General features: G+C 34.8%; 8 protein-coding genes. 1 reads left to right on the forward strand and 7 read right to left on the reverse strand.

From position 1 onward, the window contains the following. Positions 1 to 26 precede the first annotated feature (26 nt). The 6 genes from E0I26_RS04615 to E0I26_RS04640 form a co-directional block, all read right to left on the reverse strand. On the reverse strand, positions 27 to 2,024 hold the full coding sequence (locus E0I26_RS04615; RefSeq protein WP_131915324.1) for a beta-mannosidase: 1,998 nt from the start codon (positions 2,022 to 2,024) through the stop codon (positions 27 to 29). 617 nt (positions 2,025 to 2,641) lie between these two features. Continuing rightward, positions 2,642 to 4,225 carry a SusD/RagB family nutrient-binding outer membrane lipoprotein gene (locus tag E0I26_RS04620; protein WP_131915325.1) on the reverse strand — a complete coding sequence of 528 codons (1,584 nt, stop codon included), beginning with the start codon at positions 4,223 to 4,225 and terminating at the stop codon, positions 2,642 to 2,644. 37 nt (positions 4,226 to 4,262) lie between these two features. Then, positions 4,263 to 7,589 (reverse strand): SusC/RagA family TonB-linked outer membrane protein, encoded by a 3,327-nt coding sequence (locus E0I26_RS04625; RefSeq protein WP_131915326.1) that lies wholly within the window; start codon positions 7,587 to 7,589, stop codon positions 4,263 to 4,265. 790 nt (positions 7,590 to 8,379) lie between these two features. Then, complete coding sequence (locus E0I26_RS04630; RefSeq protein WP_131915327.1) at positions 8,380 to 9,390, reverse strand: LacI family DNA-binding transcriptional regulator; 1,011 nt, start codon at positions 9,388 to 9,390, stop codon at positions 8,380 to 8,382. Between the two features lie 408 nt (positions 9,391 to 9,798). Continuing rightward, on the reverse strand, positions 9,799 to 10,767 hold the full coding sequence (locus tag E0I26_RS04635) for a type I phosphomannose isomerase catalytic subunit (protein WP_131915328.1): 969 nt from the start codon (positions 10,765 to 10,767) through the stop codon (positions 9,799 to 9,801). A 394-nt stretch (positions 10,768 to 11,161) separates the two neighbouring features. Beyond that, the gene (locus E0I26_RS04640) at positions 11,162 to 12,169 is read right to left on the reverse strand and encodes a 3-oxoacyl-ACP synthase III family protein (protein WP_131915329.1); all 1,008 of its coding nucleotides are present in this window, start codon (positions 12,167 to 12,169) and stop codon (positions 11,162 to 11,164) included. A 339-nt stretch (positions 12,170 to 12,508) separates the two neighbouring features. Between E0I26_RS04640 and E0I26_RS04645 the strand changes: the two genes are divergently transcribed. After that, positions 12,509 to 14,920: a S9 family peptidase gene (locus E0I26_RS04645; RefSeq protein WP_131915330.1), complete on the forward strand. Its 2,412-nt coding sequence runs from the start codon at positions 12,509 to 12,511 to the stop codon at positions 14,918 to 14,920. A gap of 61 nt (positions 14,921 to 14,981) precedes the next feature. On the opposite strand, the gene E0I26_RS04650 is transcribed toward E0I26_RS04645, so the two are convergent. Beyond that, positions 14,982 to 15,929 carry an ABC transporter ATP-binding protein gene (locus E0I26_RS04650; RefSeq protein ID WP_131915331.1) on the reverse strand — a complete coding sequence of 316 codons (948 nt, stop codon included), beginning with the start codon at positions 15,927 to 15,929 and terminating at the stop codon, positions 14,982 to 14,984. Between the last annotated feature and the right edge of the window lie 45 nt (positions 15,930 to 15,974).

Here is a 15,974-nt window from a genome sequence, read left to right on the forward strand (position 1 = left end):
TTACTTACCTAAAATTTAATTCGTTTCTACTTGTATCGATTAATTACATCATACAATGACATAACTGTTATAATTGGCTTTGTTATTTTTCCTTCGAACGAAAGTTTCATTTCTTCCCCAGCTTTCAAATCCATATAATTATCAGTTAGTTTTCCTTCGTATCCCTTAATTTCCACATATACATATTTGGCTGGTTTCAGGGCTTTAATGATTATTTCATTTCCTTTAATTGTCCAGGTAATTTTAGGATTTTCCAATTTCAAATCTATAGGACGCGTCAGGTCTATTTCAGGTGTTTTATCATCCCGATAGGCTTCCCGCATGGCATACCAAGCTGCTTTGGGTTGTCGGTTATAATAATCGGTTACGCTCCAACTCGCCACAGGCCAACAATCATTCAATTGCCAAACTAAAGTTCCCATATTATAAGGCGCTTTGGAACGGTGAATCCCAATAATATTCTTTAGTGAATAATGCTGCAAACACTGCGTAAGATAAGTATAATCGGCCACTTTCATATTTTTCACTTTGGTGGAATCAATAAAATAACGGTTCAAGTAGGAGTTTAACTTTGTAAAACCTTTCCCTGCTTTTTGATGTGCTTTTAATACATCCGAAAATAAATAACGATCTTCAGGTGACGTAAATTTTTCTATTGAAGAATAATTCGGCATCGCTTGCATTCCGTATTCACTAACGAAACGTCCTGTTTTATTTTTAACCACTTCAATATCTTCCAGTCCCCACCAAGTTCCCCAATAATGGCTATCGCCTTCAGTAATGCTTTTCTCTTTACCCCAACCAAATAATGGCGAGCTGCTGATATACGGTCTTTTATTATCTACTTCTTTTACCCATTTTGGAATACTGTCCTGAAACAAGCGAACATAATCTTTCCACAAACGAGTGGAATCCTGTTTTGACATATTCATCGATTTTTGCCAGCCCCAGTTTTTAAATGCTTCATCAGATTCATTATTCCCACACCACAAAACAATACTCGGATGATGACGCAAACGCTTTACTTGGTATTGCACTTCTTCTTTTACATTGTCAAAAAAGGCTTTGTCTCCTGGAACCATTGTTCCGGCAAACATGAAATCCTGCCAAACATTGATTCCGTATTTATCACATAAATCATAGAAATAATCGTCTTCATAAATTCCGCCGCCCCAAACACGAAGCATATTCATGTTGGCATCTTTCGCCATAGAAATTACTTTTTCATATTCCTTTTTGGTAACTCTCGAAAGAAAAGCATCCGATGGAATATAATTCGCTCCTTTCATATACACTGGCTTGTCGTCAATTTTAAAATAAAATGATTTTCCAAGACTGTCCGGTTGTTGTACCAATTCTATTTTACGATTGAGAACATACGGTTTCTCTGGTGTTTTTTCATCGAAAGTTTCCAATCGTACTTCTTTCCAAATACCGCAAGTCGTAAATTTAGGTCCCCAATCCCATCCAAAATGATACTGTGCTTTCCGAACATACAAACGAGGATTATCTGGAATTACAAAAGGCAAATCTTTTTTAGCAAGTAAATCCACTACATTTTGTGCCGATAGAAAGACAACCACTAATTTATTCGTACCGGGATGCAAATACTTTTTCACATCAACACGCCATTGACGAAACATGTTATTCGCTTTTAATACTAATTTTCCATTCAAATAAACGGTTGCATAGGTATCCAGCCCGTCAAAAACGAGTTCCGTATTTTTTCTCTTTAAAATTTCTGCACTAATCTGAAAAGACGTTTTATATTCCCAGTTTTTTTTCTCAATCCACTGCAGTTTTTTCTCATTGTCACGGTAGTATGGATCTGGAATGAGTTTGTTATTCAACAAATCAGTATGCACTTCTCCCGGAACTGTAGCGGCATTCCATTTTACCGTTTTCTCCTGACGAAATTGCCAGCCGTTTTTTAAAACTACGGAACTATTTTGGGCATTCGCCACAAAGGACAGGTTTGCAAAACAAAGGATAACAAACCAATAAAAGCCTTTCTTACATTTCATTGTGATTCGGTATTTTTAAAAATTAGTACTGTGCTGATTTATTTTAAGTTAAATTTTTCTTTTTTGAACCCAAAATTTTTCTAATTTAATTCTCATTAGTATTTTAAACAAATACATTCTTAAAATAAAAGAGGGAGTATCGTTTGTAACAACATCCCTCCTTTCAGGTCCTGTTCCTTCAGAATAACTAACAAAAATCAGTAAACATTACCTCTTAAAAAAACAATTTTATTATACTATACATAGTAAAAATTGATTTTTTTATTTAATGAAAAGCACTTTCATTTTTCTAAAAGCATATTCTATATGAAATATACGTTGAAGATCAAATATAAACCTAGCACTTTTTATACTTACTAAGGGCAAAACTAACATCAATATAAAAGTATTCGCAACAAATGAAGCTTTTTTAGATTGGTTTTAAAAGATAGTTGCTTATAATTCCATTTTTTTCAGCAGAGAACAATTTTGTCTTCTGCGAAAAAAAGAGATTAAAAACAGTAATCCTAAAGCCTTTCACACTTTCTTGCTCATTCTTAAAATTAATAGCGTCATGTGATAAAATAAGTCGGGTACATAAACATACCCGACTCATTTCATATTATTTTAATCTAAAATTAATTTACATCCCAGAAAAGTTTTGTAGTCAAGTTATCTTTGCTTTTCACAGCATTATAATTTTCTGTATTATAAACAGCTTCGCTTGTTGGGTAATTCCAACGATAAGGAGGTGTTTTTTGCTCACCAGTACCTATTTGGAAACTTAATTGTGGTAAATCAAGCCTTCTGTTTTCAGCCCAGCTTTCAGTTGGCTGCACCACACTGTAATGAATCCATTTTTGGGTGGCAATTAATTTCAATTTATCAGGGGTTGTAATTGCCAAATCCCAGTTTACATTGATTCCAGCTATATAGGTTTGAATTTGCACAACAGTTGGCACAGTATAATTACCTGCCGCGTTATCGTTGCTCAAGGCGCGTATAGCGGCATAATATTCCGTAGATTGTTTTATTCCATTTTCATAAGCAGTTTTTGCAGCACCATTATTTCCTGATTTCAAATAATACTCAGACATCAAAAAACTAACTTCAGCTGCATTAATCAATACCCCTGGAAAAAACTGATTTCTACTCAATGTTGATCTGTTATAAAAGGCTATTTTACTATCAGACAGAAGATCATCTTGTACAGCCGTAAGTGCCATTGGATCTAATCCTACATAAGCACCAGCAGCATTTTCACCTGGCTCAAATAGTGCTTTTAAGCGTGGATCATTGTTTGTATTCATATGGTCAATCATTGCTTTACCGGCAAGATTACCACCGCCACTTTCCAAACCTTCTCTAAAACCTTTAGAATCCAACCCTCCAAAATCTAAGTTAAACACATTGATTTGTATATTATCAGCATTGTTTGCAACAACAGGATAATTGGCAGAATTAGCTAAGATAGCTCCTATTTCTGTATTTGCTCTAGTTTGAAAACTGGTTGTATTAGACACTCTAGTTAGCATTCTTAATCGCAATGAGTTGCAATACTTTTTCCAAAGGTCTAAATTACCTTTATTAACAATATCCTGATTCTTAAAACTCGTATTAATAACAGATTTAACTGTAATGCTATTTAATTCATCAGAAAAGCCTTTTAAATCATCCAGCATTTTTGTGTAAAGTGCTTCAGGGCTATCATATTTAGCCAATGATTTTTGGTAATCCCCTCCATTTGTGCTCAGTTTTCCAGCATCTAGAAAAGGGATATCTCCGTGTAAATCAATCACTTTTTGGGTGTGATCATACAAATAAATAGAGGCTGTAATCATGTAAATACGCATATCATCTTGCTGTGCAGGACTAAGCGATGCGTATACCTTTTCTAGCTCTCTATATTGAGTCAAAAATTTATAGTAAGCAGTCCATCTGTCACTAACTCCTGCTGCTCCAGGAATATACTGATTGGGTGAATTGACCCAGCCAACGGCTTGGGTATAATGGGTCAGTGTAGTTCTTAAAACAACAAAATAATTCCAATAATTTGGCAAAACATAGTCCTTATTAGAGACTAAGAAGCCCGTAAATTGCTTTTCCACCGAGGAAGTAGCAACTTTAGAAGGATCCGAATAACTGTCTTCGAAATCTGATTTATCACAGGATACAATAATCATTGCTACTGTTACTGATAAAATATAAAATATTCTTTTCATAATATGATTTTTTAATTATGCTTAATTTAAAATAATCCTAAAAACTTGCTCTTATCATTAAACCCAAAGTACGAGTGGAAGGATTCGTTCCCGCATTGGTAAGTGTCTGAGACCATCTAGAACCTGCTGTGGTTTGTTCCGCATCCATGTCTTTTATGGTTCTGTAAAAGTATAGAAGATTTCTACCAAATGCCGAAACACTCAGTTTTGTAGCCCCTAGTTTTTTAGCAACTTCCGAAGGCAAATTATAGGATAATGAAACTTCTCTTAGTTTTATATAAGAATTCTTTTGTACGTATAACTCATAACGAGATGAACTGTATTGTGGACCACCCCAGTTATAAGTGTTAAAGTAGTAATAAGCTTGAGAAATAACATTTGTATTTTTACTTCCATCTTCATTTACAGCATCCATAAGCATCCCATCATTGTAAACGACTTCTCCATTTGGTCCGGCAGCAGCAGTTGTTTGCACTCCTTGATCTCCATTCATGTAATAACTCAAACCACCGCTAGCTTTGTCCATATACTTAGTACTTTCTTCTGTCAAACCTCGGCTGATCATCCAATTAATACCTGTTGGCATTACGTGACCACCAAATCGGAAATCAGTAACCACATCTAAAGTAACGTTTTTATAAGTAAAGGAGTTTATAAAACCACCAGTAACTTTTGGCATGGCATTCCCTACTTTCGTCATCTTGTCGTTATCAATTTTGTACAAACCGTCAGAAGTTACCACTTTCTCACCCTTGTCATTTACAGCAATTGGGTGCGTATAAAAATCACCCATTGGTTGCCCTACTGTTGATCTCAATTGTGCCGCATTCCCATCAAAATCAGTATGCAACAATTCAGTTGTACCATTGGCTAATTTTTCGACAACATTTTTATTTTTGGCAAAATTTAACGTTGATTCCCATGTAAAATTAGCGGTTTTAATAGCAGTAGCTGTTATTCCTATCTCAATCCCTTTATTTCTTAATGTTCCAACATTCCCTAATATCGCACTTGCTCCAGAAGTTGGTGCTAATGTTAAATCCAATATTTGATCCCTGATTTGTGCATTGTAATAAGAAACGTCTAATCCAAGTCTTCCATTTAGGAATTTAGCTTCCAAACCAAACTCAATTTCATGTTTTGTTTCAGTCTTAATCAAATCATTGCCATATTTTGAAAAATTAGTATCAGTATATAAAACGGGATTACCACCATTTTGTTGAACACCCAAAGTATTTTGATTGTAAGCTACATTAGCCTCATACATATCTGGGTAATTCCCAACTATCCCCCAAGAACCGCGAATTTTGGCATAACTAACAGCACTTGGCAACGTAAATAAATCAGAGATTACTAAACTTGAATTTACAGAAGGGTATACAAAACTATTATTATTTGGGTTCATCGTAGATGTTCTATCTTTTCTAATAGTACCTTCCAAGAAGAAATAGTTTTTATAATTGGCATTTAACGTTCCCATAAAAGCATCCTTTACCAATGAAGTCCTTCTTGAATCGCTATTTGGGTTATTCCTAGAGGCCGACAAATCAAACCAATTTTCAACACTCAAACCTCCATTTGTTCCTCTACTTATACTCGTTCCTTTATCTTTAGAAGCAGTATAGCCCCCCATAGCACTTAACTCGAGGTCAGGAGTGATCTTTTTAGTATAGGTAAGCAAAATATCCCCATACAATATCGAATACTGTGCAGAATTTAACCCAAAATATCCTGAATTACCAAAAGCCAAAGGGATTTCTGTAGAATTTCTAGTTTCGGTACTCATTGAGGTGAAATCAGTGGCTAATCTAGCGCGAAGTTTCAAATTATCAACTATTTGGTAATTATGGGTCATACTGGCAATAACACGATTGCTATATTCATCTTCGTTATTTTCTTTTACCCTCCAAACATAATCAGCTACATCTCCTCTGAATCCGTTACGTATAATATTCTCCGAAGGCGTTAAACTTTGAGTATTAGCACCTGTAACAAATCTATAACCTAAGCTTGTTTTGTATTTATTTAAATACCAAGCTCCGTCATCGAACCTTCCCATCATACCAGTAAAGTTATTGATCATTCTATCATTTGAATACGGACGATTATGGGTTTTTTGATTCACATAATTTATCAATAAATCAGTAGTAAGCTTTTTTCCTAATTTGAATGTAGTATTCAAATTAGCAACATTTTTAGTGTTTTGAGAACCTATACTGACCCCTTGATTGTCTTGACGTGTTAGTGAAAAACGCATGCTGGCATTTTCAGAACTTTGGGAAATAGCAATGTTTACATTAGAATTTATACCTTTTTGATAAAGACTTGCATATCCCTTTTGAGCTTCGTAGGGTCTAATTATACCATCCCAAGCCATAGTAGGCTTGCCATCAAATTTTGGCCCAAAATTGAGACTGGTACCTATTAATCCTCTTGTTTCTTTTGTACCATCCCCATCAGTATCATAATAAATAAAACCCGCGGAATCCTGCCCAGCATTAGCAAAATTTAATTGATACCCCTGTCCTCTTACATTTTGATACCTTGGCAAGAATGCAACTTCATCAACGCTATAATTGGAACTAAAATCTACCCCAAGTCCTTTCTTGCCTTTTCCGCTTTTTGTAGTTATAAGTACAACCCCATTTACTGCCTCTGAACCATATAAGGCGGCTGCAGAAGCTCCTTTTAAAATAGAGATATTATCAATATCTTCTGGATTAATGTCTAGTAAACCATTCCCTCGAATTCGTTGGTCATTCCAATAATCATTGTTTTTTACTTCACCATCGCGAATAGGAATACCATCTAAAACTATCAGCGGTTGGCTCCTACCTCTAATTGAATTTACACCCCTAATGGTGATATTTACCGCACTGGTTGCGCCCCCTGGTGCTGTAGCAATACGAACCCCTGGTGCTTTACCATATAGTGCTGAAGCAAAATTTGATGAACCCGCTTTTACAATAGCATCTGCTTTAATAGTAGAGCTGGCATAACCCAAAGCTCTTGATTTCTTGGATACCCCCAAAGCCGTTACTACTACCCCTTCAAGTTCATTTGTTGACGTTTGCAGTTGCACGTTTACTATCCCACTATTATCGGTCTTTACTTCTAGACTTTTCATGCCTATTGAACTAATGACCAAAACCGCATTGGGATTAACTGAAATTTTGAAAGTCCCATTCTCATCCGAAACGACGCCATTAGAAGTTCCTCTTTCTTTAATAGTTGCAGCCATTACAGGAACTCCATCGGAATCCCTAACAGTGCCTGAAACCATTTTTTTCTCTTGTGCACTAACATCTTGATAGTACATGGCCACTAGACAAACTAGCAGCAACTGATGTAGCAGTTTTCTCATAATAATAATTGGTGATTGGTTAATAAAATAATTTGTAATTGGTTAATAAAATATTCAAATTTGTTTTTCATAAAATTTAGTTTTCATTGTTTCCAATGAATCAAATAATTGCACCTTATATGGTTCTGTCTCATAAGACAATAATGAAATTTAATCTTGATAATGAAATGTTTATTTATTGCTTGTTGAAATAGGTCCTTTCTCTATTTTTTCAACTATAAATTCTCGCCCATTAAATATATCAATTCAGGATTTAATAAATGTATTAATCATAGTGACTCCTTCTCCTTCATTCCTAATAGCTTAAACATTTAACAAACTACCTAAATCGTTTTAGCAATCAAATAAAAAAAAACAAGCTCCATTTAAAGCTCACAAATAACTAAGACCTTACTAAATCCTATTACACCGATTATCGAATCATCAGTTTTTCTTTTTCCATCTATGATCCTCGTCCATTAAGGACATCAAGTCAGGATTAAATAAAAGCATCAATTTAGCAACTCCTAATACTATAAACTATTTCAGAGTTTAGGTCAACAGTAAATTTTACACTTTTAGAAATAATTTTATTTTACCCATTCGATTGAAGAGTTAACTCTATCGATAATTTTGTTAATTTTTTGCTACTACAAAGACCGAAAGATATAATGACTAAAGCATACTTATTAATTCAATATTATCTTTGTTTAATTCTTAATTATCAATTAACGGAAACTAGATAATCTAAATCGATTTAGTAAATTAATAAAAAAAACAGATTATCTATTAAAATGATCCATTTTTTATATTATACCGATTCTCTAATTACCAACTTTCCTTTTTGAAGTACCTTCTCTATCGCAAAATCATTTTCATTCGTCATTTGATCCATAAGTAATTGAACTGCTTTTACGGCTATCCCATCAATTGGCTGCTCAATAACTGAAATAGAAGGAGAGTGCAATTTAAAACTATAGTGGTCGTCATAACTGATAATGGAAATATCCTCAGGAATCCTTAAACCCATTCTTTTAAAAGCTTGCAACCCGGCTAAACCCATGTAATTGGCTAAAAAAAGTACCGCATCTATACCCGATTTCTTTTGAAAAAAGTCGATAATAGCGGTGATTTTACTTTCTTCATTACTGCGATAATCTAAATGAAGAATAAGTGATTCATCATAAAGACCTGCCTCTTTCATGGCATCAGTATATCCTTCCTCTCGTAATTTCATCTGAATCATTCCTGAAGTATTATTAACCACAGCAATATTTTTGCAGCCTTTTTTTATGAAAAATTCTGTCGCTATATTGGCTCCATTATAATTATCCATAACAACATGACTAACATTTTGATTCGGAAAATACCTGTCAATTAATACCACGGGCATTTTTAATGCCACAAGATGATCAATACTTTTTTCTAATTTTTCGGTTGGAGTTATGATAAAACCATCCACATTCGCCTGAAGTAAGCTTTGTATTAATTCAGCCGATCTTTCATCATCATCACCTGTACTGCAATAAAAAACTCTATATCCCAACTTCTTTGCTTCATCTTCTATTACTCTGGCTAAATCAGAAAAGAACTGATTCGAAATGTCTTCAACAATAAGCCCAATAGATCTTGTCTTTCCAGTGCGAAGACTGCTGGCAATCATATTAGGTTTGTAATGCAACTTCTCAGCAACATCTTGTACTTTTTTAATAACGGCAGCGCTAATACCCATTTTCCCTCCTTTGTCATTAAGTACAAAAGATACCGTAGAGATTGAAACTCTGGCCTCTATAGCAATATCTTTAATGGTAATTTTTTTCATCTAGCGCGCCAATTTTCTCTTAATTATATCACAAATATATATAAAAACAGTTACAAAATCGTTTTAGTAATTATTTTTTTTAAACAAAATGTTTTTTTAAAGTTAATAAACCATTAAAAACAGAGTGATTAATACTATATACAGCGATATTCTTATAATTGACTAATTAATAAATCAGTTCAAAATTTAACTCTGAACTAATCGTAAACATGATAAATTAATCTATTTCTTCCAAAATATAGGATCTGTTAAGAAATAAATGGTGCAGAATTGGCGATGCTATTTTGTTATTTTTCAAGGCGAAAATTTTTTTAATAGCACCGCTATTTAAAGAATTTTCAACGCAGAAAAAGAGCTAAAGAACGAGACAAAATGTATCAGTTATTTTTTAACAGAGCCTTAGATTCCTTATGAAATAAATACTTCTAATATTGAAGCATTTCCTTCCAGAATGAATGTGTCCATATCGGCGGGAATTAAAATCGTATCTCCTTTTTTATATCGAAAACGAGTTCCATCATACTCTATTTCAAAAATGCCGTCGATGCACATATAAACCGTAAATGTCTTTCCTGTTTTATTAATAGTAATCTTCCCCTGCAATGGAAGAAAATTAGTGGTGAAATAAGGACAATCCACAACAGGATTGGATTGATTGAGCGCTCTGTCATATTGTTTGTAGGTATCAACTTTATTATAATTAATAGCCTCCAAAGCCAAATCAACATGCAATTCTCTAGTATTTCCTTTTGTATCTACCCTGTCAAAGTCATAAATACGATACGTAATATCAGAGGTTTGTTGAATCTCGGCCACCACCAATCCGGCACCAATTGCGTGAACGGTTCCGGTTTCTAAAAAGAAAACATCTCCTGATTTTACTTTTACATCCTCCAGTAAAGTAAGTAAGGTTTTGTTTTTTAGATTTTCTAAATATTCGCTGGCATTCGAGTTTTCTTTGAAACCTACAATAATTCGTGCATCAACATCGGCCTGCATGATGTACCACATTTCGGTTTTACCAAAAGAATTGTGACGTTTTTTAGCCAATTCGTCATTAGGATGTACTTGTATGGACAAGTCTTCGCGAGCATCTAAATATTTAAAAAGCAACGGAAATTGTTTTCCGAATCTTTTATAAACTTCCGTTCCTAAAATTTCGTTTGGCGATTCATTGATTATTGCGGTTAATGATTTCCCTTTTAATTCCCCGTTGGCAACAACACTTACATCGCCTTCAACTGTGGATAACTCCCAGCTTTCCCCAGTAATTTTTGATGCAATTGGTTTATTGAGTATTGTTTTTAATTTTTCACCGCCCCAAATTCTTTCTTTTAAAATGGGTTCAAACTGTAATGGGTAAAATTTTATGCTCATCTTCATCATTTTTATTAGTTGCTAAATCGTTTTAGCAAATATATGAAAATAGTTATAATTCAGAGAAATTAGATTTAATACCATTACTGTTTATAAATTAGTCCTATTGTCAGTTCGAGTGAATGTCATTAAGGCTAAGGAAAAATTGATAAAATGATTGCTGATTTTTGATTAACGATTTTTGATTTCAGATGTGACAGACCCCGTAAAATCAACAATCTTCTTATTTACCAACACCAAATCAGAAATCTGCAATCGTTAATCTTCAATCTAAAATCTCTTAGCCATAATGAAATTCATACAATAGACCATAAACAGAAAAACCCGAAGTAGTTTACTTCGGGTTTCATCATATAAAAAACAATGCGATTACAATCGATAAATAAAAGTCACACTACCATTTAATAATAGCACTTCCCCACGTAAAACCACTTCCAAAAGCAGCTAATACAACGGTGTCTCCTGATTTTATTTTTCCTTTTTCCCAAGCTTCGGTTAAAGCAATTGGAATAGAGGCTGCGGTAGTATTTCCGTATTTTTGAATATTATTATAGACCTGATCATCCGTTAAATTGAATTTCTTTTGAATAAACTGAGAAATTCTCAAATTCGCCTGATGCGGAATCAACATGTCAATATCCGAAACCTGCAGATTATTGGCTTGCAGTCCTTCATTAATGACCTCACTGAAACGAACCACGGCATTTTTAAATACAAATTGTCCATTCATATACGGGAAATAACTTTCGTCATCCGGATTATTGTCAGCCAAAATATCAGTAACCCAACGGCCTCCCATTCCTGGAGCTTTTACAATTAATTCCTCGGCATGTTGCCCTTCGGAGTGTAAATGTGTGGATAAAATCCCTTTGGTCAAATCTTCTTCTCTGCTCAAAACAGCGGCTCCTGCTCCATCTCCAAAAATTACCGAAACGCCACGTCCACGCGTGGTCATATCCAATCCTGTGGAATGTACTTCAGATCCAATAACCAATATGTTTTTATACATTCCGGTCTTGATATATTGATCCGCAACAGATAAAGCATAAATAAATCCGGAACATTGATTTCTTACATCTAATGCACCAACGGTTCTTAAACCCAAATCACGTTGTACTAAAACTCCTGGGCCAGGAAAATAATAATCCGGACTCAATGTGGCAAAAACCACAAAATCAATATCCTCTTTTGCAACTCCGGAACGCTTAATTGCAATTTCAGCGGCTTTAACCCCCATACTAGTCGTGGTATCTTCCCCTCTTATAATGTGCCTTCTCTCCTGAATCCCTGTTCGTTCCTGAATCCATTCGTCATTGGTATCAATAATTTTTGATAAATCGTCATTAGTGACCACGTTTTCGGGAACATAATAACCCAATCCTGCTATTTTTGAATGATACATACTATTGTTATTTTATTAAAATAAGAATGCAAATTTAAACATACTTAAAAATATGAGCCCACAAATTACTACTTTTTTAGCAATTTACAAGTTTAATGGTTTTTGGAGCTTTTTCCAGCTATCCGCTACAAATGAAATTCACTGAACTCCAATTAAAATAAAAATATAGTGAAGTAATCTTTTCTTGTATCGTTAAAAAACGATACAAGAAAAGGATTTCCACTTTTATCTGGGCCAGGCATAAACGTTAAAAAGAAATATTTGTTTCCAGATGTAACAACATTGAATTATTTTAGACCAATAATTCAGAATACCAAATAATTTAAAATCATTCAAACTATGAAGTTAAAGATTCCTTTTTTCCTGTTTCTGGGCTTGAGTTTAACCACTTTTGCCCAAGAAAATTTAACCTATCAAAAACCTTCCAAATCGATCGCTGATTTGGCTGATTATGAAAGAGCACCTTCGGTATCAATGGATACCAAAAAAGAATACATGTTACTCACGTATAGAAATACGTATAAATCGCTGGACGATTTAAACCAAGATGAATTGCGTTTAGGAGGATTGAGAATTAATCCAATCACTAATATTTCGAGTACCGTTACATATATTAACAATCTTAAATTACGTAAAATAAAAGAAAAAGAGGAAGTACAGGTTGTAGGTTTACCAACAAATCCTCGTATCAGTAATATCTCTTGGTCTCCAAATGATACAAAAATCTTGTTTTCCCATACTACAACTTCCGGGGTTGAACTTTGGTTTATCGATGTAGCTTCGGCGAAAGCCACCAGATTAACAGAAGCTACTGTAAATGCTAATCTTGGCAATCCATTCAGTTGGATGAATGACAACGAGACTATTTTGGTAAAAATGTTACCGAAAAACAGACCTGCACTTTTGGACGCGAAAAAAGATTTACCAACCGGCCCGATAATTTCAAATGCCGATGGTGCTAAATCTCAAAACAGAACCTATCCGGACATGTTGAAAAATAAGAATGATGAAATCAATTTTGAAAATATCATCACTTCTGAATTGTATAAAATAAACCTGAACGGAACGGCAACTTTATTCAAAAATGCGGATATGTATGCCGGAGAAAGTTTCTCTCCTGATGGAAATTATATCATGCTGACTACCATTCAAAAACCATTTTCATACATCGTTCCGTTGAACCGTTTTCCGTCAAAATCAGTAGTGTACGACAAAGCTGGAAACGAAGTAAAAGTTGTGAATGAAGTACCACTGACTGAAATTATTCCTAAAGGCTTTATGGCGGTTCGTAAAGGAAAAAGAAACATGAGCTGGAGAGCAGACAAACCTTCAACATTAGTTTATGCTGAAGCTTTAGACGCTGGAGACCCGGCAAATAAAGTGGAATTCAGAGACGAAGTTTTTCTTTGGAACGCACCATTTGACGCAGCAGCTACTTCATTGGTAAAAACACCGCAACGCTACAGCCGAATGATTTGGGGGAATGACAATGTTGCCGTTGTTTCAGATGAATGGTATGACACGCGTAATACCAAAACCTATTTAATCAATCCATCGAATCCAAGTCAGGCTCCAAAAGTAATTTTCGACAGAAACTCTCAGGATGTTTATTCGGATCCAGGGAATTTTGAAACCAGAAAAAACCAATACAACAGATATGTTTTGGCTATCGAAAATGACAATGCATTTCTTATTGGGGACGGATTTACTAAAAACGGACAATTCCCTTTTATCACAGCGTATAATTTGAAAACACTACAATCAAATCGTCTTTATACCTCAGCTTACACGGATAAAAAAGAGGATTTATTGGAGATTGAAGACTTCAAGAAAGGAACGGTTTTGGTACAAATCCAGTCTAAAAATGAGTATCCAAATTATTACCTTAGAAACATCAAACAAAAAAACAAACTGACTCCAATCACAGCATTCAAAAACCCTTTTGAAAGCATCAAAAACGTGAGTAAAGAAGTGATTAAATACAAACGTAAAGATGGTGTTGAATTATCCGGAACGCTGTATTTACCTGTTGGCTATGATAAGGTAAAAAAAGAAAAAATGCCATTATTGATTTGGGCTTATCCAGCAGAATACAAAGACAAAAATTCAGCGGGACAAAGCACACAAAACCCAAACGAATTTACATTTCCTAATTATGGTTCCTTCGTATATTGGGTAACCAAAGGGTATGTGGTTCTTGATGATGCTGCTTTTCCAATTATTGGTGAAGGAAAAACGGAGCCAAATGATAATTTCATGACGCAATTAGTAGACAATGCAGAAGCGGCGATTAATGCGGTAGATGCTTTGGGGTATATCAACAGAAAAAAAGTAGCGGTTGGAGGTCACTCATACGGCGCTTTTATGACAGCTAATTTATTGACCCACTCTAATCTTTTTGCTTGTGGAATTGCTCGAAGTGGTGCCTACAACAGAACGTTAACTCCTTTTGGATTCCAAAGTGAGCAACGCAATTACTGGGAAACTCCTGAGGTTTATAACACGATGTCGCCGTTTATGAATGCTGACAAAATGAAAACACCAATGCTTTTAGTACACGGTGAAGCAGATAATAATCCGGGAACGTTCACCTTGCAAACCGAACGTTATTTTCAGGCTTTGAAAGGTTTAGGAGCTCCGGCAAGAATGGTGATCCTTCCAAAAGAAAGTCATGGTTATGCAGCCAAAGAGAATATTTTGCATTTGCTTTGGGAACAAGATCAGTTCTTAGAAAAATATTTGAAGAATTAATTCAAACTTCACATAAAAAACAAAACCCCGAAATCAATATGATTTCGGGGTTTTTCTATTTTTAAGATAACATCAAGTATACTTCCTGATTGAATTCTAATGCTGAATCATGTTCAAAGAAAATCGCTCTTCTTTCAAAAGCTGCTTTAACCAAATAATGACTTCCTTTGAAATAACATTGTTTCACAACTGCTTTCATAATTGCGTTGTCCACCACTTTTAATTGATGCGGATACAATAAAAGTGCTGCGTCTTCGTCATCCTCAAGATCTATTAATTGAGACAATTTTAACTCATTTACTTCCCCAAAAAGAGAAGCAATGTATTTATTAGCCGGATCTTCATACAAGGTTTTTGAGTCTCCTTTTGCCACTACTTTTCCGTTTTGAACCACAATCGTTTCATCAGAGAAAGACAAAGCATCGGTGCTGTCATGCGTGGCAATAATACAGGTTACGCCTTTGTCTTTTAAGTAACGGAATAAATTTCGGCGCAAAGAATTCTTTCTGAAAGAATCAATTTGGCTAAAAGGTTCGTCCAGCAAAATAATTTCCGGTTCCAAAGCCAAAACTCTGGCCAAGGCCACTCGTTGTTGCTGTCCGCCACTTAGGAACTTCGCTTTTACTTTTGCGAAAGCAGTCATTTCTACCATTTCTAATAACTCTTGAACACGGGCTTTCTTATCGTCAGGATACATATTCGACAAGAACTTGCCCACATTTTCTTCAACAGTTATGTAGGGCATCAAATCGAAATCCTGTGCTAAATATTTAATGTAATCTTCTCCCGGAACAAGATTGTATTTGGGTCCCAAAATGGGTTTGTCATTATAGGTAATTGCTCCGTTATCCAAATCATATAATCCGTATATGAGTTTTAATAAAGTGCTTTTACCGCAACCACTTTCGCCAATAATAGCGGTGTTTTGGCCTTTGGCAATAGTAAAACTAACATTTTCAATAACTGGGGTATCAATGTAAGTGAAGGAAATATCTTTTATCTCGAGCATCATCTGTATTTAAGAGTGCAAATTTACAATGTTTAATTCAAATTT

Source organism: Flavobacterium rhamnosiphilum, from assembly GCF_004349195.1.
GTDB classification, from domain to species: domain Bacteria; phylum Bacteroidota; class Bacteroidia; order Flavobacteriales; family Flavobacteriaceae; genus Flavobacterium; species Flavobacterium rhamnosiphilum.

Excerpts from the sequence above, each read along its gene's own strand:
- E0I26_RS04615 (WP_131915324.1), bottom strand. The coding sequence starts at position 2,024 with ATGAAATGTAAGAAAGGCTTTTATTGGTTTGTTATCCTTTGTTTTGCA.
- E0I26_RS04620 (WP_131915325.1), bottom strand. The coding sequence starts at position 4,225 with ATGAAAAGAATATTTTATATTTTATCAGTAACAGTAGCAATGATTATT.
- E0I26_RS04625 (WP_131915326.1), bottom strand. The coding sequence starts at position 7,589 with ATGAGAAAACTGCTACATCAGTTGCTGCTAGTTTGTCTAGTGGCCATG.
- E0I26_RS04630 (WP_131915327.1), bottom strand. The coding sequence starts at position 9,390 with ATGAAAAAAATTACCATTAAAGATATTGCTATAGAGGCCAGAGTTTCA.
- E0I26_RS04635 (WP_131915328.1), bottom strand. The coding sequence starts at position 10,767 with ATGAGCATAAAATTTTACCCATTACAGTTTGAACCCATTTTAAAAGAA.
- E0I26_RS04640 (WP_131915329.1), bottom strand. The coding sequence starts at position 12,169 with ATGTATCATTCAAAAATAGCAGGATTGGGTTATTATGTTCCCGAAAAC.
- E0I26_RS04645 (WP_131915330.1), top strand. The coding sequence starts at position 12,509 with ATGAAGTTAAAGATTCCTTTTTTCCTGTTTCTGGGCTTGAGTTTAACC.
- E0I26_RS04650 (WP_131915331.1), bottom strand. The coding sequence starts at position 15,929 with ATGCTCGAGATAAAAGATATTTCCTTCACTTACATTGATACCCCAGTT.